This is a genomic window from Burkholderia sp. MSMB1826, assembly GCF_001526325.1.
GTDB lineage: Bacteria > Pseudomonadota > Gammaproteobacteria > Burkholderiales > Burkholderiaceae > Burkholderia.
In genome coordinates this window covers 112,482-137,438 of the sequence record NZ_LOYN01000038.1, presented here as the reverse complement: position 1 = coordinate 137,438, position 24,957 = coordinate 112,482, and the positions used below count along the sequence as shown (strand labels likewise).

Below are 24,957 nucleotides of genomic sequence, written 5' to 3'. Positions count from 1 at the left end.
GGCCGGGGCCGGCGCTGCGGCGCGCCCCGGCTTCATGCAATGCGTTCCGGGAACCGCGTCCCGGCGCGCGGGCGCATTACTTCTTGCCCTGCGCGAACAGTTCGTCGAGCTTGCGCTCGTATTCGTGATAGCCGAGGAAGTCGTACAGCTCGGCGCGCGTCTGCATCGTCGGCACGGCTGCTTTCTGCGTGCCGTCGCGGCGCAGCGTTTCGTAGAAGTTCAGCGCGGCCTTGTTCATCGCGCGATACGCGCCGCAGCAGTACAGCGCGATGTCGACGTTCGCCTCGCGCAGCTCGTCAACCGTAAACAGCGGCGTCGAGCCGAATTCGGTCAGGTTCGCGAGGATCGGCACCTTCACGGCCGCCTTGAAGCGACGGTAGTCGTCGAGCGTCTTCATCGCTTCCGGGAAGATCATGTCCGCGCCGGCTTCGACGTACGCGACCGCGCGCTCGATCGCCGAATCGATCCCTTCGGCGGCGGCCGCATCGGTGCGCGCCATGATCACGAACTGGTCGTCGGTACGCGCATCGACCGCGGCCTTCACGCGATCGACCATTTCCTCGGTCGGCACGACTTCCTTGCCCGGGCGGTGGCCGCAGCGCTTCTGGCCGACCTGGTCCTCGAGGTGCACGGCCGCGACGCCGGCGTTGATGAACGAGCGGATCGTGCGCGCGATGTTGAATGCGCCGCCCCAGCCCGTGTCGATGTCGACCAGCAGCGGCAGGTCGGTCGCGTTGGTGATCCGGGTCGCGTCGATCAGCACGTCTTCCATCGTGCTGATGCCGAGGTCGGGGATGCCGAGGGAGTTCGCCGCGACGCCGCCGCCCGACAGGTACACGGCCTTGAAGCCGACGGCCTGCGCCATCTTGGCCGCGTACGCGGTGATCGCGCCGACCACCTGCAGCGGCTGCTCCGCCGCGACTGCCGCGCGGAACTTCGCGCCGGCGCTCTGAAGATGCGTATTGCTCATGAACGGCCTCCTGATGGAATGCCCGATAACAGCAAGGACCGGGCCAGCACGCGAAACGTCGCTAACTCACTGATTCTTAAGCAACCGCCGAAGGCGTTGCATCGGTCGCCCATTTCAATTCGGCAATTTCATGTTTCAAAAATGAAATCGCACGCGCATAATCGGCCGTCATGGACCTCACTTCGACCAAGCCCGTCGGCCCCGACCGCACCGTGCGCCCGCGCATCTGGGCGATGGGCATCAGCCGCCTGCGCGACCTGTTTCGCGAGATCGCCGGCGAATTCGACGAACGCGCCGACGTGCGCATCGTGACGCGCGCGTACGAGGACGCGCTGAGCGCGGTCGCAGAGGCCGGCGCCGCGCGGCCCGACGTGATCGTCGCGGCCGGCTCGAACGGCGGCTTCCTGAAAACGCGCGCGCAGGTGCCGGTGGTGGTCGTGTCGCCGACCGGCTTCGACGTGATGCAGGCGCTCGCGCGCGCGCGGCGCGATGCCGCGCGGATCGCGCTCGTCAGCGCCGGCGAAACGCCGCCCGAGGTGCGCCGCTTCGTCGCCGCGTACGGCCTCGACGTGCAGTTTGCGTCATATCAGTCCGCGCAGGAAGCGGAAGCCTGCGTGCACGACCTGCGCGATCGCGGCATCGAGACGATCGTCGGCCCGGGCCTCGTCACCGACCTCGCGGCCAGCGCCGGCATGGGCGCGGTGTTCCTGTATTCGCATGCGTCGGTGCGCAAGGCGGTCGAGACGGCGCTCGAAGTCGCATATGCGACGCACGCCGAGGCATTCCGCCGCCAGCGGCTCGACACGCTGCTGCAGCACCTGCGCGACGGCGTGGTCGCGCTCGACGCGCACGGCCGCGTCGAGGCGATCAACGAACGGCTCGCGTCGGCGCTCGGGGTCGAACCGGCGGCGGCCGTCGGTCGCGCGCTCGTCGACCTGCGGCCCGAGCTGCGCACACTGCGCGGCGAAGACGGCGACGCGCTCGCGACGATACGCGGCGTGCGCTACGTCGTGCATCGCGGGCCGCTGGTCGATCGCGGCGTCACGTCGGGCAGCGTGCTGACGTTCCAGGAATCGCGCGCGGTCGAACGGCTCGATCGCGCGTTGCGTTCGCAACCGACCACGCAGCAGTTCGCCGCACGCTACGCGCTCGACGACGTGGTCGGCGCATCGGCGCCGATGACGCGCGTGCGCGACCTCGTGCGCCGCTACGCGAAATCCGACGCGACCGTGCTCGTGCTCGGCGAAAGCGGCACCGGCAAGGAAATGATCGCGCAGAGCCTGCACGCGCTGTCCGCGCGGCGCAACTATCCGTTCGTCGCGGTCAACTGCGGCGCGTTTCCGGAAGCGCTGCTCGAGAGCGAACTATTCGGCTATGAAGAAGGCGCGTTCACCGGCGCGCGGCGCGGCGGCAAGACCGGCCTGTTCGAGGCCGCGCACCGCGGCACGCTGTTTCTCGACGAAATCGGCGAGATGCCGCCGTCGCTGCAGAGCCGGCTGCTGCGCGTGCTGCAGGAGCGCGAGGTGATCCGCCTCGGCTCGACCGAGCCGATCCGCATCGACGTGCGCGTGATCGCCGCGACGCACCGGCCGCTGCTCGCGGCCGTCGAGGCCGGCACGTTCCGCGCGGATCTCTATTACCGGCTCAACATCCTGAACGTGGGCCTGCCGCCGCTGCGAGAACGCGCGGCCGACATTCCCGCGCTCGCGGCGACGCTGCTCGTGCAGGCCGCGCGGCGCGAGCCGCGTCTCGCCGAACGCGTGCGCGACACCGACGACGCGCTGCGCGTGCTCGACGCGACGCAGGCGACGCTCGCGCGCTACCGCTGGCCCGGCAATGTCCGCGAACTGCAGAACGTGGTCGAGCGGATCGCGGTGGAGCTGGCCGAGGAAGTCGACGAAAGCGATCCGGGCGCCGCGTGCGCGGCGCTCGCCCCCGGCGCGCTGCAGGCGATCGCGCCCGAGCTGTTCGCCGCGCCGCCCGACGCGGCCGACGCCGACGACGCGCAAACGCTGCATGCACGCCGCCGTCGCGCGGAAGCCGACGAGATCCGCGCGGTGCTCGACGCGTGCGGCGGCGACCGCGACCGCGCGTGCGCGGTGCTCGGCATCAGCAAGACGACGCTGTGGCGGAAGTTGTCGGCGAAATAGGTTCGGGCCGCCTGGTCATTCGGCCTTGTGATAGTGGCGATACGCCTTCGCGCGATTGCCGCACGACGACATCGAGCACCAGCGTCGGCTGCCGTTCTTGCTGTCGTCGATGAACAGCCACTGGCATGCATCGTTCGCACAGCGCTTGACCTTCGCGAGCCGCGTGCCGCCGAGCAGGTCGATCGCCGACCACAGCACCGGGCTCAACAGCCCCGCGAGCGTGGCGCCCGACGCGTCGATCCGCCACGCATAGCGACCGTCGACGCGCGCCAGCGCAACGCGCGGCGACGCTTCCGCCAGAAAGCCGCCGAGCAGCGCGAGATCGGCATCCTGCGGCTCGCGCTGCTCCGCCTGGGCGTAAAACAGCCGGTATAGCGCCTCGCGCAACGCGAGCGCCCGCGCGAGCATCGTCGGCGCGTCGCCCGTCTCTTTCCCTTCGCCGGGCACGCGACATACGTCGGCCAGCCCGGCCGGTACGCCGGCCTGTTCGCGGCACCACGCCAGCAGGTCGTCCAGCGTGCCGAAGGTTTCCGTCGGCGGATCGCTGCCGCGCCAGTACAGCGTGTTCGCGAAATCGAGGCTCAGCGTTTCGGGCGGCGCCGGGATCAGGCAGTCCGTCGTGACGGAAGGTTGCGTTTTTCTCATGACGCGATCGTATCTAACCACCATGCCGGTTGACAAGCGCCCGAGCGATTTCTAACATAACCGGCATGGTGGTTAAAAACAGGTTGACTGCGCCGACGCCCCCTTCGACTCAAGGAGACACAGATGATCGATCGTCTTTCGTTCAGCGTTATCCACAAGCCCACCGGCCGCACGTACGACGACATCACGCTCGGCGCGCTTCGCTACAAGCGGCTGGCGTGGTGTCTGTAAGCCGGTTCGCCGCACTGACGTCCCCCCCTCGGTTCAAAGGAGCCACAGATGATCGATCACCTTTCGTTCGGCGTTGCACACATCGGCCGCAGCCGCACCTTCTACGACAGCGCGCTCGGCGCACTCGGCTACAAGCGTCTGTATAGCGACGACGGCGCCATCGGGTACGGCACGACCGAGCCCGAACTGTGGTTGCAGCACGCGGCTCGCCCCGTCGTCGCCGATCCCGATTCGGGGTTGCACCTGTCGTTCAAGGCCGCGTCGCCGGTCGAGGTCGACGCGTTCTACCGTGCCGCGCTCGAGCACGGCGGCAAGGACAACGGCGGGCCCGGCAAGCGCGAGCACTATGGCCCCGGCTATTACGCGGCGTTCGTCGTCGATCCCGACGGGTATCGGCTCGAAGCGCATTGCGAGCTCGACAACGTCGTCTGATCCGCTTCGTCCGGCCCCGGACGAGCGACAAAGGCCCGATTCCGCATCGCGCGGAACCGGGCCTATGGTTTCGGTTACCTCGTCGTTCGGTGCGCGCCGGTCGCGGCGGCAGTCATGCCGACGGGTCGAGTAGCATGACCGGCGCGCGGGTGGCGGCATGCTCCAGCCGCCCGCGCCGCTCACGCGCTCATTGCGCGTTGCGCGTGCTCTGCAACTGCTCACCGAGCCCTTCGATCCCGAGGCGCACCGTCTGGCCGGCCTTCAGGAACACCGGCGACGGCTTGATGCCCATGCCGACGCCCGGCGGCGTACCGGTCGTGATCACGTCGCCCGGCTGCAGCGTCATGCAGGTCGACAGATACGCGATCAGTTGCGCGACCGTAAACACCATCGTGCGCGTGTTGCCGCTCTGATAACGGTGGCCGTCGACTTCGAGCCACAGGTCGAGACGCTGCGGATCCGGCACTTCGTCGCGCGTGACGAGCCACGGGCCGAGCGGGCCGAACGTGTCGAAGCCCTTGCCCTTGTCCCATTGGCCGCCGCGCTCGATCTGCCATTCGCGCTCGGACACGTCGTTGACCACGCAGTAGCCCGCGACGTAATCGAGCGCGCGCGCTTCGCCGACGTCCTTGCACGTCGCGCCGATCACGACACCCAACTCCACTTCCCAGTCGGTCTTGACCGAACCCTTCGGGATGTCGATGCCGTCGTTCGGGCCGCAGATCGAACTCGTCCACTTGCCGAACACGACCGGCTCCTTCGGCACCGCCATGCCAGCTTCGGCCGCATGGTCGGCATAGTTCAGGCCGATGCCGATGAACTTGCCGACGCGGCCGACGCACGCGCCGATGCGCGGCTCCCCGGACACGAGCGGCAGCGTGGCGGGATCGATCGCGCGCAGCCGCGCGAGACCCGCGTCGGACAGCACATCGCCGGCAAGATCCGGCACGTGCGCGGACAAGTCGCGAATCCGGCCGGCCGCGTCGAGGATGCCGGGCTTTTCCTGGCCGGACGGGCCATAGCGAAGCAGTTTCATCGTGCTTAACCTCTGTTGTCGAATGGGACAGGATACCGGCCGACGCGGCCTTTCGCGGCCGCGCGCCGGACGGGTCGTCGATCGTCGAGTGCACGCGTCGGCGCCGCCTGCGGCATGCCGTCGACGCGCGAGCGTCGCGCGGGCGCAGCGATCGCGGCGCCGTACGACGGTACGGCGCGCATCGAACGGGCGGCCGCCGGTCTGCGCATCGGCGACGACGGCCCGGCATCCGCGACGCGTGCCGGCCCATGCCGGCCGGCTGCACGCGCGGCCGCGCCGTCGCTGGCCCGCAAGCCTTTGTACCATCGGCCGCGCGCCGTGAAATGACGCGCGACGGATACCGACTATTGGTGCGCCTGCCGGCGCTGCGGCGCAGCACCCGCTGCACCCGCGTCGATCGATCGGCCGCCGTTCGCGGCAGCGCCTGCCATCGGTGCATGAATACTGGCTATTCGGGGTGCCCCTGTCATCGAAAACGTTTGCCCATCCGTTCTTGTTCGGTAACGATCGGTAAAAAGACGCTGCATTGCACACTGTATGTTTATTGCTAAGCTCGCACGGATGGCTTCCATGGCCATCCGCGCGGCCGCCCTATACGCGTGCAGAACCGGCCAGCGTGCGTCGCCAACCGATCGACGGTAATCCCCCAACCTCACACCGACAATGCAGACAACCAACGACCCGCTTCCCGGCTGCGACGCACGGGAATCGATGGCCGCTATCGACCGCTATCGCGCACCCGCGCTCGACAAGGGCCTCGACATTCTCGAACTCCTGTCCGAGCAGAAGGAAGGACTCACCCGCACCGAAATCACGAAGGAGCTCGGCCGTAACGCGAGCGAAATCTACCGGATGCTCGAACGCCTCGTCGCGCGCCGCTACGTGATGCGCTCGACCGGCGGCGACCGCTACACGCTCAGCCTCAAGCTGTTCGCGCTTGCGCACCGGCATCCGCCGATGAACCGGCTGATCGCCGAGGCGCTGCCGCCGATGCAGCGCTTCGCCGATGCGGCCGAGCAGTCGTGCCACCTGTCCGTCTACGATCGCGGCAACCTGCTCGTGATCGCGCAGGTGGACGGGCCCGGCCCGTGGGGCGTGTCGGTCCGGCTCGGCTCGCGCGTCGGCCTCGCCGATACGGCGTCGGGCTGCATGATGCTGGCGTACCAGGGCCCCGAGCAACGCGCGCACATGCTGGCCGAGCACTGCAAGGTCAAGGGCGAGGCGCCGCTGAACGAGCAGGAGCTCGCGAATGCGTGTCAGTCGATCCGGCAGTCCGGCTATCTGCGCCAGGACAGCCGGCAAGCGTACGGCGTGACCGACCTGACCGTGCCGATCCTCGGGCCGGCCGGCCACGCGATCGCGGTGCTGACGTGTCCGTACATGCGCCGGATCGATGCGCACATGGCGCCGTCCGTCGACGTGGTCGTCGACGCACTGCGCGATACGGCCGCTTATCTGTCGATGTGCCGCACCGAGACCTGCTGACGCGCGGGTTACCCGGCAAAATGCACGGGGCACGGCGCAGCAGCGCCGGCTCCGGGTGTGCGCGACGCCCGTGCGGTGCCCGATGCGCGCTGTCGCATCGGGCACCCGCGGCGCTACGCTAGAATAGCGGCCCTCTCAAAAACTACGGCGGCCGGTTGTCGCGACCGTCGTGTCCGATGGATGTCATGGCCAAACTTCTGAACGATCAAGAATTCCAGCGTTTCTCCGAACTTCAGCAGAAGCAGGCAAGCTTCACGATCACGCCCGAGGAAGCGGACGAGTTGCGCGATATCGTCGCGCGCGCGCAGAAAAAGCGCGACGATCGTGCCGCCGCAATGCAGGCGATCGAAAACTACATCGAGCAGTTCGACATCACGCCCGACGAACTCTTCTCGCCGGAGCAGATCGGCGACGCGGCGCGCACCTACGGGCTCATCACGGCGACCAAGAAGGAACGCACGCTGCCGCCGTCGATCACGTTCAACGGCAAGCCGTACCAGTGGACCAAGACGCTTCCGGACGACGTGCGCGGCGCACTGTTCGACGCGTTCACGTCCGGCGAGTCGGTCAAGCGCTTCATCGCGATGCCGAAAGACACCGCGCGCTGTGCGCTCACGATCGCGCGCCTCGAACGCGAAACCGGTGCTGTCTATGCCGATGCGCACCTCGAGGAACTCGCGATTTCGCGCGACCAGGTAAACGACGCGGCGGCGAAACTCGCTGCGTGAAAGTAATCGCGGGCACGGTTCCTGCGTGCCCGCACCCGCGCGTCACGCCGGCACGAGCCGGCGCCGCGCCCACGGGAGCCGCGCGTTCGCATGCTCCCGAAAAAGCTCACCTGAGCATCCCGCAAACGCTCACCGCGGTCTCCCGAAAAGCCTCACCCGAGACTCGCGAAACGCTCACTGACGGCTCCCGAACGTCCTCACCCATCGCTCCCACAAGTGCTCACCGAAGCCTCCCGGAAAGGCTCACCGGCCTCTCCCGTAGGTGCTCACCGGCCGTTCCCGGGAGAGCTCACCGAACGCTCCCGTATCGGCTCACCATGCTGCCCCGGAAAAGCTCACTCGCCGCTCCCGAAAAGTCTCACCTTGGCGACGGCGTTGAAAACGCGAAGCCGGAGTGCGATAGCGAAGGCTTGCAGGCGCATCGGTGGAAACGGCTGCAGCGGACGAATATCGCAGCACGCTGCGAGCATCGCCGGACACCATGCGTGCGTTGCGGTATCGCTGCGACCGACAGGTCCGACACGTTGCCGGACGCCTTGCTTCAAGGCCGGCTCAAACGATTTGCATTCCTTATTTATTGCGTGACTTGACGAAATGTTCGGACGCGTCGACGCCCTGCGCTGCCCCAAGCGCCAGACCTGAGACCGACGCCGACGCCTACGGCTGCAACTTCATCCTGAAACCCACGACGCCAGGCTCCTCCGTCGTCGACACCGCAAACCCGCACGATTTCGCGAGCGAGATCATCGCCGAATTCTCGCGCAGCGCCTCGCCGACCATCCAGGCGGTGCCGCGCGAGCGCGCGTAGTCGATGATGCGGGTCATCATCAGCCGGCCGAGCCCCTTGCCCTTTTGATCGGGCCGTACCGCGATCGCGAATTCCGCCGTCTCGTTGTCGGGATCGGCGACCGCCCGCGCGACCGCGAGCGTGTGGTCGCGCCCCGACACATCGGTGAAGGACACGATGAAAGCCATCTCACGGTCGTAATCGATCTGCGTCATGCGCGCCACCTGCGAATGATCGAAGCTGCGCACCGCGCCGAAGAAACGCATCCGCAGATCTTCCGGCGTCATCGCGCCGAGCAGCTCGTTGTGAGCGGCCTCGTCTTCCGGACGGATCGGACGGATCGTCACCGTCTCGCCACGCCACTCGAGCGTCTGCTCGAGGTGCCGCGGATACGGCATGATCGCGAGCCGGCTGCGCCCCGAAGCCAGCGTGACGCGCGGCGCGACCACCCATGTGCGGTCGGGCAGCACGCGCAGCGTGACCGACATCGCAACGACTTCGCGCACGTCGCACACGACTTGCGACAGTGCCGTCAGCGCGTCGAGCGTCGGCTCGACGGGCGTGCTGCGCGCATACGGCGAACGCTCCATCACCGCGCGGGCGAGCACCGTGTTCAGCGGCGGCAGGCCGTAGACGACGAACGGCGCCGATACGCCGTCGGCCGGTGGCACCGCATAGCGAAACACCGGACCGAAGTTCGAATCGTCGTACATGTCGACCGTGATGTCGACGACCTTCTTGCCGGCCGGTTCGTCGGGCTGCTCGCCTTGCAGACCGAAACGGGACAGCCAGTGCAGCGCGGCTTCGCCCGCCAGTTCATGCTGACCGGCTTCGACCATGCGGCGTGCGGCGGCCTGGGCGGACGCCACGCACTCGGCCGGCTGCGGCGGCGTGGCCTCCGGCGTCTGCATCAGCAACTGGCGCCCGAGGTTGTAGTCGACGAGACGCGCATAGGCGCGTGCGAGCCGCTGCGGCGTCGTGTGCACCGGAATGCCGTTCGCGTGCAGCGCGTCGCGCGTCGCCGCGTCGACCGCACCGAAGAAACACGCGAGGATGCCGCGAGGCGCACGCTGCCGCGCGTCGATCAGCGTGCGCGCGACCGAATCGGCCGGCGCGCTGTGCGAAGTGGAATGAACGACGAACAGCGTGCCCGTCTGCGGAAACGGGGCGAGCGCCTTGATTGCCGCGGCAAAGTGCTCGGGGCGCGCATCGTCGCCCAGCGTGAGCGGATTGCCGGGCGCCGCGAGGTGCGGCAGCGCAGCCGCGACAGCCGACGTTGCCGCGGGCGACCAGTCGGTCAGCACGTCGCGCACTTCGGCAACCGCATCGACCGCGAGTTTCGCCACGCCCGCATCGCTCGTCACGAGCGTCGCCGCGCCCCGCGCGGTGACACGGCCGACGCCGAGCGTCTCGATTTCGTCGAGCAGATCGTCGAGCGCATCGACGCGCACCATGCCCGCGCGCTGGAACGCCGCCGTGTAGAGCGCATCGCCGGGGTCGGCACGGCCGGTGCGCAACGCGAGCACCGGCTTGTTGCGTGCGGCCGCGCGCGCCGCCGACATGAACTTGCGCGCGGCGCGCACGGTATCGAGCTCGAGCAGGATCGCGCGCGTGCCGGGATCGCTCGCCAGATAGTCGAGGACGTCGCCCGCATCGACATCGGATTCGCTGCCGAGCGCGACGACATGCGAAAAGCCGAGGCCCCGCGCATCGGCCCAGCCGAGCACCGCGTTCGTCAGCGCATTCGATTGCGACACCCAGGCGACACCGCCCGATCGCGCCGTATAGGCGGGCGCGCCGAAATGCGCATGCCGCGCGGGCGACGACACGCCGAGACTGCCGGGCCCGACGATACGGAGCACGAACGGCTTCGCCGCCTTCAGCGTGCGATCGACCGCAGCGCGATCGGCCTCGGTACGCGCCTCGCCGACGATCACCGCCACGCGCGTGCCGAGCTCGCCCAGCTTGCGCACGATGCCGGCCCAGGTCGCGGGCGGCGTGCAGATCACGGCAACCGACGGCGGCGTGGGCAGCCGGTCGACATCGGAGACGACCGCATGCCCGTCCAGCTCGCGATATTTCGGATTGACCGGCCACACGGGCCCCTGGAACGCGCCGTCGAGCACACGCGACCACACCATCGCGCCGATACTGCCCGCGCGCGACGACGCGCCGACGATCGCCACGGACCTGGGCTGGAACAACGCATCGAGATGGCGAACGGTCACATCGGCTCCCTGCGGTGACGAAAGACGACACGATCGGCGTGCGGCCATGCAGGCCGTGCGCCGATCGACGCGAACTCCAAGCATAGGCGAAGCGCCCGCGACTGCCTATATGCCGAACGGCCGACTATTCGACGGACGTCAATGCTCGCACCATGGACGGCAACCCACGCTGCCCGGCGTCGCAGCGCCAGTTCTTCGCGCGATGCATGCAGCGCGGCACGTCACGCGGCACGACGCTGCAGCCGCTTCTCAAAGGTGAGGATTTACAGGAGCCATGGTGAGTATCTTCGGGATTCACACGACACACTGCGCCAGCATGCGAAAGGTGATGAAAATCCGTGTCGGGCAGGCACCGCGAAAAGCGCGAACGACAATGCACATGCATTGCGCCATTACGCGGGTGTTTACGGAAATTCGCCGCAATATGCGGCCGGATCGCGGCGAATTCGCAAAACGGGATCCGTTAATTGCGCGACGTTGCACTTCAATTCGCCGGGGAAAAGCGCATGACGATTGCGCCCAAACAAAACGGTGCGAAGGCCGCATGGCCGTTCGCACCGTCGGTCGGCACGCGAAAGGTGAGGATTTTCGGGAGTCAGTCCTTGATCAGGAAACGCCCGCGGTTCTTGCCCAGCCATGCCGGCGCCCGCCCGCGGCCGCTCCAGGTTTCGCCCGTCTTCGGGTTCAGGTACTTCGGCGGCAAGGTTCGCTTGGGCTTCGCGGCGGTAGCGGCGGCAGCCGATTTTGCCGGAAGAAAACCGAGCTCTTCCGGCGTAATGTCGTATTCGTCGATTTTCGCGCGGATATGCGCAATCGCGTCGGCAACCGCCTTTTCACGTTCCTTGTCGATTTTTTGCTGAAGCCGTTCGAGCTGCGCGCTCAGTTGCCTGTAGGTCGCCATATGGATGGGACTCCATGAGTGTTATTCGTGAAAAACAAGTGACTCAAAGCAAACGGAAAAGCGCTTCGCCCGATCGTGATCTCCTCGGCCGGTCATTTCGGGATCAATAACCGCTCTTCTTCTTGCATGCGAAGAGAAGATTTCGCACGGCGTCATCCGTCGATTGCTGGATCACGTCGAAATCGCCGTTGCACATGGCCCGGGCATTGTCGGTGCAATTGCTCCAGTCGCTGCCGGTGCATTGCACCTGAGTGGTCGGACGCCCGTCCGACGTGAACAGCGGAGCACTGCCACCGCACCCGCCGAGCCCGGCAACCAGAACCCCCATCACGGCCGCCCGAGGCCACCGACAGACCGACGCAAGCATGTGTTTCATCGTTCTTCCCGTCAACCTTTTTTTGAATGTCGCGAGTATGCCATGGGCAGCCCTTCGGCCGTCAGTCCGGCGTGCGCTCGGGTTGCCCGCGCACCTTGTACGGCAAGCGCTTGCGCGGATCGTCGGTGATGCGAACGAAAACCTGCTCGACGTCCGGAAGCGCCTCGAATTCGCGTTGCAGCGCCTGACGATCGAGCGTCGTATCCGCGCATCCTTCGACGTAGATGAAACGTCGCTGCACGGTGATCCACAGGCTCGTGCCGCGCAGACGATCCGAGCCGGCGAAGTGCGCCTTCGCCGCATCGGCGATCGACGCGTCATACATATACGAGTTCGGTTTCGTGCAGCGATGGGCGAGCCAGCAGGTCGTGCCGCGTTCGGCGCGGTAGTGCGCATCGTCCGTCATCTCGGCGCGTGTCATCCACGGGCCGAGCGGCAATGGGCATTCGGCCACGTCCTGCGACAGCGCGACGAACGGATCGCCGTACCAGTTGCGCCGCGCGTCGGGCGCATCGGCGTCGTCGGCCTGCGCGAGTGCGGCGCTCGCGAGCAACATGGTGAGCCATCCTGCAATGCCGATCCGCTTCATCGCGATCTCCCGTTCGATGCGTTACGTCGAGCCGCATCGGCATCGCCGATCGGCCTACCGGTCGATACCGAGCGCAGCCAGTTTCTTGTACAGCGTCGCGCGGCCGATCCCGATACGCGCGGCCGCTTCGACCACTTTCCCGTCGCAGGCCGCCAGCGCATCGGTCAGAAACTGGCGCTCCCACGCCGCCAGCGCATCGGCATACGAGGCGGCCGGCGCACCGGATGCCGTCGACGCATCGCCCGCGCGCTGCTCGGCCGGCGCCGCGGCGACTCGCTGCACCGGCGCGGCACCCTCCGGCGAGATGCGCACCGGCCCGAGAAACGGCGCGAGCGCACGCGCATCGATCACCGAACGGTCCGACAGCATCAGCGCGCGTTCGAGCGTATTGCGCAACTCGCGCACGTTGCCGGGCCACGGATACGCGCACAGCATCCGCAGCGCATCGTCGGTCAGCTCGCAGTGCGCGGCGCGCCCGTGCTGGGCTGCCAGCTCCTCGAGCGTCGCGTAGACGAGCGCGGCGATGTCCGATGCGCGCTCGCGCAACGGCGGCGCATGGATCGTCAGCACGTTCAGCCGGTAATAGAGATCCGCGCGAAACCGCCCGGCTGCCACGAGCGCCGGCAGGTCGGCTGACGTGGCGGCAATGATGCGCACGTCCGCGCGCACGATCCGGTTCGAGCCGACCGGCTCGAACTCCTTGTCCTGCAGCACGCGCAGCAGCTTGCCCTGCAACGGCAGCGGCATGTCGCCGATCTCGTCGAGAAACAGCGTGCCGCGATCGGCCAGCTCGAATTTTCCGACGCGCCCCTTGCGATCGGCGCCGGTGTACGCGCCGGGCGCCGCGCCGAAGAATTCGGTTTCGAGCAGCGTGTCGGGAATCGCAGCGACGTTGACGGTCACGAGCGGCTGGAGCGCACGCGCCGATGCCGCGTGTATCGCGTGGGCGAGCAGCTCCTTGCCGGTGCCCGTCTCGCCGAGCAGCAGCACCGGCGAGTCGACCTGCGCGGCGCGGCGCGCCTGGCGCTTGGTCTCGAGGCTCGCGGCACTCGTGCCGACGAAGCTCGCGAACGTGTATTTCGCGCGGCGCGCCTGGGCGAGCGAGCGCTGCGTCGCGATCAGTTGCTGCTGAAGCTGCGCGTAGCGGGAAAAAATCGGCGTGAGCGTCTTCAACTGGTCGAACAGCGCGAAGCCGATCGCGCCGACCGTCTCACCGGCCTCGTTCTTCAACGGCAGGCGCGTGACGACGAGCGGCTCGCGGCCCGTCTCCATGATGTCGAGCAGGATCGGCTGCCCGGTCGACACGACCTCGCGCATCAGGCTGTTCGGAATCACGGCCTCGCAATCGAGGCCGACGGCCTGCTGCGGATCGGCGAAACCGAAGCGCGCCGCGTAACGCTCGTTCATCCACACGACGCGCGCGTCGCGATCGACGACCACCGTGCCCGCGCTCGAATCCTCGAAGGTCCGGAACAGCGACTCGGCAGCGCGCCGCAGCACGTCGCCGTAGTTGACGGGCAGGCGGGCCCAGTCGTTCATCATCGTGTCTTCGTCTCCGTTTATCGTCGGCCGGACGTCTCCGGAACGAGACGGATTATCTCACTCCGGAGACACGCCGCAACGCGTTGTGCGGGAAAGCCCTGCACGATGTCGACGCTCGACCGGATGGCCAAAACGTCTCCGGATGGAGACGTTTTATGTAGAATCGTCAGACCTACGCCGGCGCGGGCCCGCCGGCCGCCGGCGGCCCCATGTCCGGCGGCGCAATCCGGCCGATGGCACGAAACCTGCACGAACCTGAGCCGGTCCGCGGCGCACCGCGCGATCGAACAACAACCAAAGCCATTAGGAGACTCCCTTGTCTTTCGTGATCGTCCTCGCCGCGCTGGCGTTCCTGATGTTTGCCGCGTATCGCGGCTACAGCGTGATCCTGTTCGCGCCGATCGCCGCGCTCGGCGCGGTGCTGCTGACCGACCCCGCCGCCGTCGCACCGGTCTTCTCCGGCATCTTCATGGAGAAGATGGTCGGCTTCGTCAAACTGTATTTCCCGGTCTTCATGCTCGGCGCCGTGTTCGGCAAGGTGATCGAACTGTCCGGGTTCTCCGAGTCGATCGTCCACGCGGCGATCCGCTACATCGGCCGCTCGCGCGCGAATGCGGTGATCGTCGCGGTGTGCGCGCTGCTCACCTATGGCGGCGTATCGCTGTTCGTCGTGGTGTTCGCGGTCTATCCGTTCGCGGCCGAACTCTATCGTCAGAGCAACATCCCGAAACGGCTGATGCCCGGCGCGATTGCACTCGGCGCGTTCTCGTTCACGATGGATTCGCTGCCCGGCACGCCGCAGATCCAGAACATCATCCCGACCACGTTCTTCAAGACGACTGCCTGGGCCGCGCCCGCGCTCGGCACGATCGGCTCGCTGTTCATCATCGTCGTCGGCCTCGCGTATCTCGAATGGCGTCGCCGTTCGGCGATGGCGAAGGGCGAAGGCTACGGCACGTCGCTCGTCAACGAGCCGGAGCGCGTCGAGGCAACGGCGCTGCCGCATCCCGCGCTGGCGATCCTGCCCCTGATCCTCGTCGGCGTGTCGAACTTCGCGTTCACGAAGCTGATCCCGCAGTGGTACGGCGCCGCGTCGTACACGGTCGCGCCGGAAGTGCTGCCGGGCGTGCACGCGCCGGTCACGACGTCGATCAAGACGGTCGTCGCGATCTGGTCGGTCGAGGCCGCGCTGCTGCTCGGGATCGTGCTGGTCTTGCTGACCGCATTCAAGCGCGTCAGCGGTCGCTTCGCGGCCGGCTCGAAGGCCGCCGTCGCCGGCGCGCTGCTCGCCGCGATGAACACCGCGTCGGAATACGGCTTCGGCGGCGTGATCGCCGCGCTGCCGGGCTTCCTCGTCGTCAGCGATGCGCTGAAGAGCATCCCGAACCCGCTCGTCAACGCAGCCGTGTCGGTCAGCTCGCTCGCGGGCATCACGGGCTCCGCGTCCGGCGGCATGAGCATCGCGCTCGCCGCGATGTCGGACCTGTTCATCAAGGGCGCGCAGGCGGCCAACATCCCGGTGGACGTGCTGCACCGGGTCGTCGCGATGGCGAGCGGCGGCATGGACACGCTGCCGCACAACGGCGCGGTCATCACGCTGCTCGCCGTCACGGGCCTCACGCACCGCGAGTCGTATCGAGACATCTTCGCGGTCACCGTCATCAAGACGCTCGCGGTGTTCTTCGTGATCGCCGTGTACTACGCGACGGGGCTCGTGTAAGCCTCGGCATCGGGGCGGCGCTTCGTGCGCCGCCGTCGCGCCTTTCAGGATCGGACCGCATGCGCACCGGAACGGATTCCGGCAAGCGCATCCGGTCCGATTTCCGTTTCCCTACGCCAAATCGACACGCCGGCAGTCGTCCGGGCCATCGCTCGCCCCTGCCCCCGCCTCCACGCATTGTTACCCGCAGCAAAACACTGCGTTGGGCGCGATCGCATTTTTCAGGCGCCCGCCCCGGCCTACACTGATTCCAACGTCTCGCGGCGCTTCGACGAACGAAGCGCCGCGATTCCCCGGAAATCGTGGAGGTCCCCATCATGAAGCGCCTGATCCCAGCCATTGCCGTCGTCCTGGCCGTGTCGGCCCCGTTCGCCGCGCACGCCCAGTCGAACCAGCCGCTCACGCGCGCGCAGGTCCACGCCGAAGTCAAGGCGCTCAAGCAGGCCGGCTTCCAGTCGAGCGACTGGTTCTATCCGGCCAGCATCGTCTCCGCCGAAGCGAAGATCGCCCGTCAGCACGACGCCGGATACGGAAGCGATCGCGGCGCGTCGTCGGAGTCGGGCCGGTAATCGTCGGCCCGCCCGGCGATCCCTCCGCGCGCCGTTACGCCTTCACGGGCTGGATCAGCTTCGCGCACGCCGCCGCCTGGGGATCGCCCGCCGGCAACTTGCCGCACACGCCGTCGAACTGCTTCACGACCGACCTGACCGACGCATCGTGCGCGCCGCTGCCGCGCCAGCGGTTCAGTTGCGTGACGACCTTGGTCAGCGCGCGCAGGTTCGCGCCGTAGAACGCGTCCCGGGTCTTGTCGGCCTGCGCGAGCACACTCGCTGCAATCCCTTCGATGCGCGCCGAATCGTCCGGCGCCAGTTCGACCGCATTCGCAAAGTAGGTCGCGCCCCAGCGCAGCTTCGTCGCCGGCCCGCTCGCCGCGTCGTACGCCTTGCGATACCAGTCGAGCGCGGCCGCCTTGTCGCCGCGCGCCTTCGCGTTCGCGGCCAGCCCCGACATGAAGTAGTACGGCGTGGACGAACGCGGCAACTCGGCCTTCAGCAACGCATCCGATTCGTCGTACAGCCCAGCGTCGGTCAGCGTGTCCGCGCCTTCGCTGACGAGCGCCTGCCGCTCGTACGCGTTCGCCGCGCGCTGCACCGACGCGGCGATCTGTTTGCGCGCGGTGTCGGCGAGCGCCGGTGCGGCGGGCGGTGCGCCCTTGCGCGCGTCGCCGCGCGCGAGCAGCACGCGGCCGTGCAGCGCCATCAGCCGGTCGATCGACGACAGCGTGCCGTCGGTCGACAGGCGCGCCAGCGCCGCGTCGTACGCGCCGCGCAACTTCGTGCGCTGCGCATCGTCGCCGCCGAGATACGCGACCACGCGCGCGGGCGCCGCGACCAGCACGTCCGAATCGGCCCGCGACAGCGCCGGATCGCGCAGCACCGTGCGCAGCGAATCGGCAAGCGCGGCCTTGTCGAGCGCACCGGCCTGCGCCGGGTCGTCCGACGCGGCGACCACCGCCGACTTCAGCGCGAAGCGCGCCGATTCGGCTTTCGCCCCCGCCGCCCGGGCGCGTTGCGCGAGCGACTGCAGCGTCTCGGCGACGCGATCGGCCGGCACCGGCAACGCGCCGTCGGTATCCCATGAATAGTCGGCCAGCAGGCGCCATTCGTCCGGCGTCAACGACGCGCCGTTCTTCAGCGCCGTCGCAAGCGTCTGCCGCACCGGATGCGCGGCCGTCATCCCGAGCGACAGCGCCTGCATGTAGCGGTCGAGATCGGCTTCGCCCGGCAACCGCGTCACTTCGGTGCCGTCGGGGCGGAACAGGATCATCGTCGGATAGCCGTGCACCTTGAAACGCTCGCCGAGCTTCTGCGCGCTTTCGGTGTCGCCGTCGAGATACACGGGCACGAAGAACGATGAACGCGTCTTGAATGCCTGCTGGCTGAAGATCGTCGACTTCACCTGGTTGCACGACGGACACCATACCGCGCCCCAGTACAGCAGCAGCGGCTTGCCCTCGCGCTTCGCGAGCGCGAACGCGGCATCGACGTCGCCGTGTTGCCACGCGATGCCGGGCGGCAGATGCGCGCCTTCGGGCGACGCGTTCGCCACCGGAGCGCCGGCGGGCGCGGCAGCGGCAAGCGCGGCACTGGCGGCAGCGAACAGACAGGCGGCGGTGAGATTGCGAAGAACGGTTTTCATCGAAGCGGGTTCCGTTGAAAAAGACGGTTTCAGGGGGATGCCGCGCGCACAACGAGGGCCGCGATGCGATGGCGATGAAGCCGGCCGACCTGCAGCGCCGCGCATGCATCGATACGGAAAAACGAAGCCGGCCGCAGCGACCGGCAAATCGTTCGACGATACGACGGATACAGCCGAAGGAAAACGAACGAATTCTCGATTGAATATGACGCGCGGCGTCGTGCCCACGTGCCGTCACGTCCGCGACGGCCGGCCCTTCATTGCCGCGTCCTGATGCGGGCCATGTGATACACGGACGCATGCACGCCGTCGCGCAACGCGTAATCCGGCGATTCGCCCTCGATGCGGAAACCGTGTTGCTCGTAGAGTGCGATCGCCGCACGGTTGTCGGTAAACACGGTCAGTTCGAGACGCGTGATGTTCAACCAGTTCTCCGCGAGATCGATCGCGGCCGCGAGCAGCCGGCCGCCGACGCCGCGCCCGTGATGGGCCGCGTCGACCATCATGCCGAGCGCCGCCGCGTGGCGCCGGCGCGGATTCGGCTCGGGATGCAGGCCGAGATGGCCGACCACCGTGCCGTCGATTTCGGCAACGAGGCTCACGCCGTGCTCGCGCACGTCGTCGAGCCGCTTCCGCCATTTTTCGAGCGACGGAAATGGCTGCTGCAACGTATTCGTGTACACCGCGGGATGCGCGGCGATCTGCCGGATCGCGTCGACGTCGTGCGTCTCGCTGTGCCGGATCCTGATATCGGTCATGGGTGGGCCGGTTCCGAAAAGTCGCGCCGAACGCGCGGACTGCGCACGTGCGCAGCAACGCATCGAGCTTAGCCGATTTCACGCATTTGAAACATGGGCGTCACGCCGTCGCGCGTCAGGTTGTATCCGCAACGAAGCGAGTGCATGCCATCCCCGCGAAATCCGGAAAATTCTGACCGGTCGCACCTGCGACGACCGGTAATTTCTTACCGTTTTCAATCTTACTTTCGCGCGTGAACGAATCGTTGCGCACGCAACGTCACGCACGCGACATGCGATGTCATTTCTTCATCACGTCGACGTCATGTCGCGCCCCTAGACTGGGCGCCGCCCCAGCCCGGCGTGCGTCGGGCCGATGTGTGCCGATACCTGCCCCGCGCATCCGCGCGTGCGGCGCGCAGGATCGCGACGGCGAGGCCGCGGCATCCGCGCGACGTCGCGCGTCGGGCGCGATACGCGCCGCGACGCACGGCCGATACCCCAAGCACGCATGCATCGCGGATGCGTCCCGGGGCGGGACGCCGCGCGGGCACCGCCGGACGAACTCACGAACGCTCCCACCCTCACAGGATCCGAACGCCATGACGTCACGCCGCAAATTCCTTCAGCAGACCGCCGGCTCCGGCCTCGCCGCCGCCGCGCTGTCCGCGTTTCCGCCGAGCATTCGCCGCGCGCTCGCCATTCCCGCCTTCCACGAAACGGGAACCATCCAGGACGTCAAGCACGTCGTGCTGCTGATGATGGAGAACCGCGCGTTCGACAGCTACTTCGGCACGTTCAAGGGCGTGCGAGGCTATGGCGACCGCTTCGCGGTGCCGTCGCCGAACGGCCGCGACGTGTTCTATCAGACGTACACGAAGGCGGCGCCCGCCGCGACCGTGACGCCGTATCACCTCGACGCGCGCCAGGGCAACGCGCAGCGCGCGGGCGGCACGCCGCACACGTGGGCCGACGCGCAGGCCGCGTGGGATCACGGCCGGATGAACCGCTGGCCGGACGCGAAGACGCCACTGTCGATGGGCTATTACGACGCGGCCGAAGTGCCGTTCCAGCGCGCGCTGGCCGATGCGTTCACGCTGTGCGACCACTATCACTGCGGGATGCACACGGGCACGATCGCGAACCGCCTGTTCTACTGGAGCGGCACCAACGGCCCGAACGGCATCAGCCCGGCCGACGGCAGCCGCGTGAAGATCGCCGCGCTGAACAACCAGTTCAACGGCGGCAACGACATCGGCCCGTCGAGCCAGGGCTGGACCTGGACGACCTATGCCGACCGGCTGCAACGGGCGGGCGTGAGCTGGAAGGTCTACCAGAGCCTGATCGACAATTTCGGCTGCAACGAGATGATGAGCTTCCGCCACTGGCGTGCGGCGATCGAGCAGATGCCGGCCGCGCGCCGGCCCGCGTACGTCGCGTCGACCGATATCACGCAGCCGGTCACGGCGGCCGGCGCGTTCTACGACCCCGCGATCGACGATCCGCTGAGCCCGCTCGCGAAGGGCTTCGGCAACACGATGCCGTACGGCTTTCTCGAAACGTTCCGCAACGACATCCGCAGCGGCAAGCTGCCGGAAGTGTCGTGGATCATCCCGCCGTCCGCGTACAGCGAGCACCCGGGGCCGTCGAGCCCCGCGCAGGGCGGCTGGTACGTGCAGGCCGTGCTCGACGCGCTGACGGCGAACCCGGAGGTCTGGAGCAAGACCGTGCTGCTGGTCAACTACGACGAGAACGACGGCTTCTTCGATCACATGCCGTCGCCGGCCGTGCCGTCGCGCAACGCCGACGGCACGCTCGCAGGCGGCCATACGCTGTCGGCCGCCGACGTCGCGGTCGAGTACCACGACTTCACGCCGGCCACGTCGAGCCAGCCGGCCACCGACGGCCGTCCGTACGGCCCGGGCCCGCGCGTGCCGATGTGGATCGTGTCGCCGTGGAGCCGCGGCGGCTGGGTCAACTCGCAGGTGTTCGACCATACGTCGACGCTGCGCTTCCTCGAGACGCGCTTCGGCGTCGCGGAGCCGCAGATCGGCGCGTACCGCCGCGCGGTGTGCGGCGACCTGACGAGCGCGTTCAATTTCCGCACGCCGAACAACGAGCCGCTGCCGACGCTCGCGGGCCGGACGACGAAAAGCCAGGTCGACGCACTGAGCGCCGCGCAGCAAACCGCGCCGAAGATCGTGCCGCCCGCGACGCCCGCGCTGCCCGCACAGGCGACCGGCGTGCGTCCGTCGCGCGCGTTGCCGTATGAACTGCACGCGAGCGCGCGCACCGACGCCGGCGCCGGCACGGTCACGCTGAAGTTCGCGAACACCGGCCGCGCCGCCGTCGTGTTTCACGTCTATGACAAGCTGCACCTCGACCGGCTGCCGCGGCGCTACGTCGTCGAGCCCGGCAAGACGCTGCGCGGCGACTGGGCCGCGCGCGCCGACGATGGCGGTAAATATGACCTGTGGGTGCTCGGCCCGAACGGCTATCACCGCCGCTTCACCGGCGACCTGAGCCGCCTGGCCGGCGCGCGCGCGCCGCAACCGGAAGTACGCGTCGGCTATGCGGGCGCGAGCGGCAACCTCCACCTGCGGCTGCGCAACGACGGCGGCGGCACGGTGCGCTTCACGGTGAAGTCGAACCAGGTCTACGGGCCGCTGCCCGGACACGGCGGAAACGACGACCACGGTCATGGCCGCGACAACGAAAACGGTCACGGCCCGGGTCGGGGCAACGGCCATGGCGCCGGCACCACGTGGACCGTCACGGTGCGCGCCGGCGACCAGTCCGAACTGCACTGGAAGCTCGACTCGACCGGCTACTGGTACGACTTCATCGTCACCGCAGACAGCGACGCGAGCTTCTCGCGCCGCGTGGCCGGCCGCGTGGAAACCGGCCGGCACTCGGTCAGCGACCCGGCGATGGGGCTCGCCGACCGCTTCTGACGCCACCGCGGCGACGCGCGGCGCGTGTCGCCGCCCGCGTCGGCGTGGCCGCGAATGCCGCTCGGGCACCGGTTCCCGCCGGTGCCCGATCCAGCGCAGACGCCCGCCCGGCGTGGCTCAAACATCAGAAGGATCGGTGGTTCAGCCCTCATTTCACCCCCACGAAAATGCTCCGTGTTGCGGCCCGTTCGCGTTAAACTGCATCAAGCCGTATTCAACAAAGACATCTTTGCCGCCAAGGCATCCACGACACGAGGATAGGTTCGATGCGCACTACCGGCTCATCCGGGGCAATGACCCTGCTCACCGAACACGACGCGGCCGACGGCCGCGAACTGCGCTCGCTCCGGCTCGAAGCGACCGGCGACGGCAAGAGCGTGCTGCTGATCGAGATCGACGAACGCAAGCCCGGCATCCACCGCGAAGTCCGCTACGAGATCACCCCGGCCGAACTGATCGCGGCGATCCGCTCGCACGGCGCCGAGCTGCCCGGCGAAAACCACGGCGCCGCATCGCTCGCCCGCACGCCCTCCTGATTCCGAACGGTGAGCCGCGCGCCATGCGTCGGCTCACCCCCATCCCCCTGTCGCCGTCAGGCGCTTTGCATCATTCCCGCCGCTGCGTTGAAAAAGGCCGATAATCGGCCCATCTGCATTTCCCCCCCACGCGTTTCCTTTTCGGCCAGCCGTCATGCTCCTACGTGACCTCGTCGCCCAGTACGGGCCGCTTCTCGTGTTCGCCAACGTGCTCGCGGCGGCCATCGGCCTGCCGGTGCCCGCGATGCCGACGCTCGTGCTGTTCGGCGCGATGTCGGCGATGCATCCGGCGATGATCGGCTCGCAGCTCGTGACGGTCGTGGTGCTGTCGGTGCTCGGCGCGCTGATCGGCGACACGGTCTGGTACGTCGCCGGGCGGCGTTACGGCGGCACGACGCTGAAGACGATCTGTCGGCTGTCGCTGTCGCGCGATACCTGCGTGAAAAAGACCGAACGCTTCTTCGGCCGCTACGGCGTGCGCGTGCTCGCGGTCGCGCGCTTCATTCCCGGATTGTCGCTGGTGTCGGTGCCGATGGCCGGTGCGCTCGGCACGCGCTATCGCACGTTCGCCGGCTACGACGCGCTCGGCGCTGCGCTGTGGACGATCGTCGGGCTGATCGCCGGCCTCGTGTTCTACCGGCAGATCGACTGGCTGTTCGCCGGCGCGAGCCGTCTCGGCCGTGCGGCGCTGCTCGTCATCGTCGCGCTGCTCGCCATCTATGCGGCCGTGCGCTGGATGCGCCGCCGCGCGCTGATCCGCCAGCTCGCGAACGCGCGGATCGGCGTCGACGAGCTCGACGTGCTGCTGCGCGACACCGCCGCCCCGGTGGTGCTCGACGTCCGCTCGCCCGAGCACCGCAAGCTCGACCCGTTCGCGATTCCCGGCGCGCAGTTCGCCGACGAGCGCCAGATCGGCGACATCGTCGCGCGCTACCCGCTCACGCAGAAGTTCGTCGTGTATTGCTCGTGCCCGAACGAAGTGACGGCCGCGCTGATGGCGAAGCGCCTGCTCGATGCAGGCTTCACCGACGCACTCGCGCTGCGCGGCGGCCTCGACGCATGGCGCGATACGGGCCGCCAGCTCACATCGCTCGTGGAAGAGGTGCCCGCCGCGAACGATTCCGTCGCGGGATGGCACAAGCCGGCCTGATCGCGTCGATCGCGGGCCGGCCGTGCGAGACAGGGGGCCTTGCGCCCCCTTCCATCAGAACGCGTGCAGCGGCAGGTTCACGACCAGACGGTACTCGGTGTTCGACGCGTCCGAGTAGTGCGCCGAGCCGTTGTGCCACATCGCGATGAACGTGACCTTCGTGTTCTTCAGCTTGCCGCTCTGGAACGTGTACGACGGGATGAAGCCGAACTCGTGGTGACGGCCCTGCACCGGCGCGCCGTTGCTCCAGTAGATGCTCGACTTGCTCGGGTCGTTCGCCGCGCCCGCGCTGCCGTCCGCCCCCCAGCCCGTCACGCCCCACACCATCGCCTTGAAGCCCGGCAGGCCCGCTTCCTTGCCGTAGAACGTGTAACGCAGCTGCAGCGATTTCTCGTGCGGGGCGTTGTAGTCGACGTCCATCGAGTTGGTCAGGAAGATGCCGTTCGTTTCGTTCAGGTAGTCGAAGAACTGGTCGCCGAGCACTTGCTGGAAGCCGAGCAGCAGTTCGTGCGGGCCATGCTGGGCCGCCAGCGACAGGCTGTACGCGTTGTTGTTGATCTTGCCTTGCAGCGCATCGCCCGTGTCGTGCGTCGAGTAGACGTTGCCGAAGCCGGTCCACTTGATCGTCTGCGGGCTGCCGATGCTGTGCTTCACCGACGCGTAGTACTGGTGCCACACGTCGTCGGCCTGGTTCGCGTACAGCGCGACTTCGCCGTTCGGCGAGTAGTCCCACGTGCCGCCGACATAGGTCAGGCGATTGATGCGCGTGCCGCCGTATTGCGTCGTCAGGTTAGTGAGCGTCGTATGGCCGCGCGCGTCGGTCTTCGTGAAGCTGCCGGCCTCGAGCATCACGTTCTTGAATTCATTGCTGACGAGCGTCGCGCCGAGGAACGTCGGCGGCAGCGCACGGTTGTCGTGCTGCTCCATGAACGGGTTGTCGACAGCCTGCAAACCGTACTTGACCACCGTGTTCGAAATGCGCGCCTTGACGTCGTAGATGCCCGGGTAGGCCCACGCGAGCTGGTTGCCGCCGCCGCCGCCCTTCGCGATGTGCACCATGCTGCCGGCGCCCTGACCGCCGTCGAGCTTCAGCGCCGCATACAGCGACGCGTCGAAGCCAATCCCGATCAGGCCGGTCGTATAGCCCGACTCGAAGTTCGCCATCGCGCCCTGGACCCACGCATGACGATGCGGCCCGCCCTTGGCGTCGAGCACGTCCGCATAGTTGCGGAACAGGAAGTCGAGATGGCTGTCGGCGATGAAGCCGTTCGATTTCGACTGCGCCGACGGCTCGTCGGGCGGCGTGACGGCCTGGGTCGCCTCGGCGTTGACAATGGCGTTCGGAGTCGTTGCCTGCGCAACGGTTGCGCCGGTACCTGAAGCCGGCGCGGCCTGCGCGACCGTCAGCGGCGCGCTCGCCGCGTCGTCGGCGTGCGCGACGCCCGTCAGCGAGACGCCGGCGAGCGCCGGCAGTCCCCATGCGAGCAGCATCTTCGATGCCGTCGCGATCGTCTTCTGCTTTTTCATCGTAATAATTCTCGTCTTGTGTTGATATCGTCCA

Annotated in this window: 21 protein-coding genes; 10 read left to right on the top strand and 11 right to left on the bottom strand. The window is 67.9% G+C overall.

Features of this window, described 5'->3' with window-relative positions; translation table 11 throughout:
* Positions 1-76: 76 nt before the first annotated feature.
* Positions 77-970, bottom strand: coding sequence for a methylisocitrate lyase (gene prpB / locus WS95_RS23020; protein WP_034205933.1), 894 nt, complete (start codon positions 968-970; stop codon positions 77-79).
* Between the two features lie 170 nt (positions 971-1,140).
* Here prpB and prpR point away from each other — a divergent pair, with 170 nt between their 5' ends.
* On the top strand, positions 1,141-3,120 hold the full coding sequence (gene prpR, locus WS95_RS23015) for a propionate catabolism operon regulatory protein PrpR (protein ID WP_059826295.1): 1,980 nt from the start codon (positions 1,141-1,143) through the stop codon (positions 3,118-3,120).
* A gap of 15 nt (positions 3,121-3,135) precedes the next feature.
* On the opposite strand, the gene WS95_RS23010 is transcribed toward prpR, so the two are convergent.
* Positions 3,136-3,789, bottom strand: a complete 654-nt coding sequence (locus tag WS95_RS23010; RefSeq protein WP_059826292.1) for a CGNR zinc finger domain-containing protein — start codon at positions 3,787-3,789, stop codon at positions 3,136-3,138.
* Positions 3,790-4,044: 255 nt separating this feature from the next.
* On the opposite strand from WS95_RS23010, the gene WS95_RS23005 reads away from it, so the two are divergent.
* The gene (locus tag WS95_RS23005; RefSeq protein ID WP_027781675.1) at positions 4,045-4,428 is read left to right on the top strand and encodes a VOC family protein; all 384 of its coding nucleotides are present in this window, start codon (positions 4,045-4,047) and stop codon (positions 4,426-4,428) included.
* A gap of 187 nt (positions 4,429-4,615) precedes the next feature.
* On the opposite strand, the gene WS95_RS23000 is transcribed toward WS95_RS23005, so the two are convergent.
* Positions 4,616-5,464 carry an ureidoglycolate lyase gene (locus tag WS95_RS23000; protein ID WP_059826289.1) on the bottom strand — a complete coding sequence of 283 codons (849 nt, stop codon included), beginning with the start codon at positions 5,462-5,464 and terminating at the stop codon, positions 4,616-4,618.
* Positions 5,465-6,127: 663 nt separating this feature from the next.
* Here WS95_RS23000 and WS95_RS22990 point away from each other — a divergent pair.
* Together WS95_RS22990 and WS95_RS22985 are read left to right on the top strand one after the other, a co-directional pair.
* Positions 6,128-6,949: an IclR family transcriptional regulator gene (locus tag WS95_RS22990; protein WP_059826281.1), complete on the top strand. Its 822-nt coding sequence runs from the start codon at positions 6,128-6,130 to the stop codon at positions 6,947-6,949.
* Between the two features lie 176 nt (positions 6,950-7,125).
* Positions 7,126-7,677 (top strand): hypothetical protein, encoded by a 552-nt coding sequence (locus WS95_RS22985; protein WP_034205926.1) that lies wholly within the window; start codon positions 7,126-7,128, stop codon positions 7,675-7,677.
* Between the two features lie 657 nt (positions 7,678-8,334).
* On the opposite strand, the gene WS95_RS22980 is transcribed toward WS95_RS22985, so the two are convergent.
* The 5 genes from WS95_RS22980 to WS95_RS22960 all read right to left on the bottom strand — a co-directional run bounded on the left by WS95_RS22980 (position 8,335) and on the right by WS95_RS22960 (position 14,100).
* Positions 8,335-10,692 carry a GNAT family N-acetyltransferase gene (locus WS95_RS22980; protein WP_059826276.1) on the bottom strand — a complete coding sequence of 786 codons (2,358 nt, stop codon included), beginning with the start codon at positions 10,690-10,692 and terminating at the stop codon, positions 8,335-8,337.
* A gap of 595 nt (positions 10,693-11,287) precedes the next feature.
* Positions 11,288-11,593 (bottom strand): H-NS histone family protein, encoded by a 306-nt coding sequence (locus WS95_RS22975; RefSeq protein ID WP_034205924.1) that lies wholly within the window; start codon positions 11,591-11,593, stop codon positions 11,288-11,290.
* A gap of 103 nt (positions 11,594-11,696) precedes the next feature.
* Positions 11,697-11,969, bottom strand: coding sequence for a hypothetical protein (locus WS95_RS22970; protein WP_052100172.1), 273 nt, complete (start codon positions 11,967-11,969; stop codon positions 11,697-11,699).
* A 61-nt stretch (positions 11,970-12,030) separates the two neighbouring features.
* Positions 12,031-12,558, bottom strand: coding sequence for a BON domain-containing protein (locus WS95_RS22965; protein WP_059826272.1), 528 nt, complete (start codon positions 12,556-12,558; stop codon positions 12,031-12,033).
* A gap of 54 nt (positions 12,559-12,612) precedes the next feature.
* A complete protein-coding gene (locus WS95_RS22960; RefSeq protein ID WP_034205922.1) occupies positions 12,613-14,100 on the bottom strand; it encodes a sigma-54 interaction domain-containing protein in 1,488 nt (495 codons plus the stop codon).
* A gap of 316 nt (positions 14,101-14,416) precedes the next feature.
* Between WS95_RS22960 and WS95_RS22955 the strand changes: the two genes are divergently transcribed.
* Together WS95_RS22955 and WS95_RS22950 are read left to right on the top strand one after the other, a co-directional pair.
* Positions 14,417-15,820 (top strand): GntP family permease, encoded by a 1,404-nt coding sequence (locus WS95_RS22955; protein ID WP_059826270.1) that lies wholly within the window; start codon positions 14,417-14,419, stop codon positions 15,818-15,820.
* Positions 15,821-16,137: 317 nt separating this feature from the next.
* The gene (locus WS95_RS22950) at positions 16,138-16,389 is read left to right on the top strand and encodes a DUF4148 domain-containing protein (RefSeq protein WP_034205920.1); all 252 of its coding nucleotides are present in this window, start codon (positions 16,138-16,140) and stop codon (positions 16,387-16,389) included.
* Between the two features lie 34 nt (positions 16,390-16,423).
* Here WS95_RS22950 and WS95_RS22945 read toward each other — a convergent pair whose 3' ends face one another.
* Complete coding sequence (locus tag WS95_RS22945; protein WP_059826267.1) at positions 16,424-18,019, bottom strand: thioredoxin family protein; 1,596 nt, start codon at positions 18,017-18,019, stop codon at positions 16,424-16,426.
* Positions 18,020-18,033: 14 nt separating this feature from the next.
* On the opposite strand from WS95_RS22945, the gene WS95_RS35120 reads away from it, so the two are divergent.
* Entirely contained in the window at positions 18,034-18,222 is a 189-nt protein-coding gene (locus tag WS95_RS35120) for a hypothetical protein (RefSeq protein ID WP_156444568.1), read from the top strand.
* A 54-nt stretch (positions 18,223-18,276) separates the two neighbouring features.
* Here the strand turns inward: WS95_RS35120 and WS95_RS22940 are convergent, their stop codons facing one another.
* Positions 18,277-18,777, bottom strand: coding sequence for a GNAT family N-acetyltransferase (locus WS95_RS22940; protein WP_059826264.1), 501 nt, complete (start codon positions 18,775-18,777; stop codon positions 18,277-18,279).
* Positions 18,778-19,358: 581 nt separating this feature from the next.
* On the opposite strand from WS95_RS22940, the gene WS95_RS22935 reads away from it, so the two are divergent.
* The 3 genes from WS95_RS22935 to WS95_RS22925 all read left to right on the top strand — a co-directional run bounded on the left by WS95_RS22935 (position 19,359) and on the right by WS95_RS22925 (position 23,396).
* On the top strand, positions 19,359-21,710 hold the full coding sequence (locus WS95_RS22935) for a phosphocholine-specific phospholipase C (protein ID WP_059826261.1): 2,352 nt from the start codon (positions 19,359-19,361) through the stop codon (positions 21,708-21,710).
* Between the two features lie 266 nt (positions 21,711-21,976).
* Positions 21,977-22,246, top strand: coding sequence for a hypothetical protein (locus tag WS95_RS22930; protein WP_006480304.1), 270 nt, complete (start codon positions 21,977-21,979; stop codon positions 22,244-22,246).
* 154 nt (positions 22,247-22,400) lie between these two features.
* A complete protein-coding gene (locus WS95_RS22925; protein WP_059826258.1) occupies positions 22,401-23,396 on the top strand; it encodes a DedA family protein/thiosulfate sulfurtransferase GlpE in 996 nt (331 codons plus the stop codon).
* A gap of 54 nt (positions 23,397-23,450) precedes the next feature.
* Here WS95_RS22925 and WS95_RS22920 read toward each other — a convergent pair whose 3' ends face one another.
* Positions 23,451-24,923 (bottom strand): OprD family porin, encoded by a 1,473-nt coding sequence (locus WS95_RS22920; protein ID WP_059780144.1) that lies wholly within the window; start codon positions 24,921-24,923, stop codon positions 23,451-23,453.
* Positions 24,924-24,957: the final 34 nt, after the last annotated feature.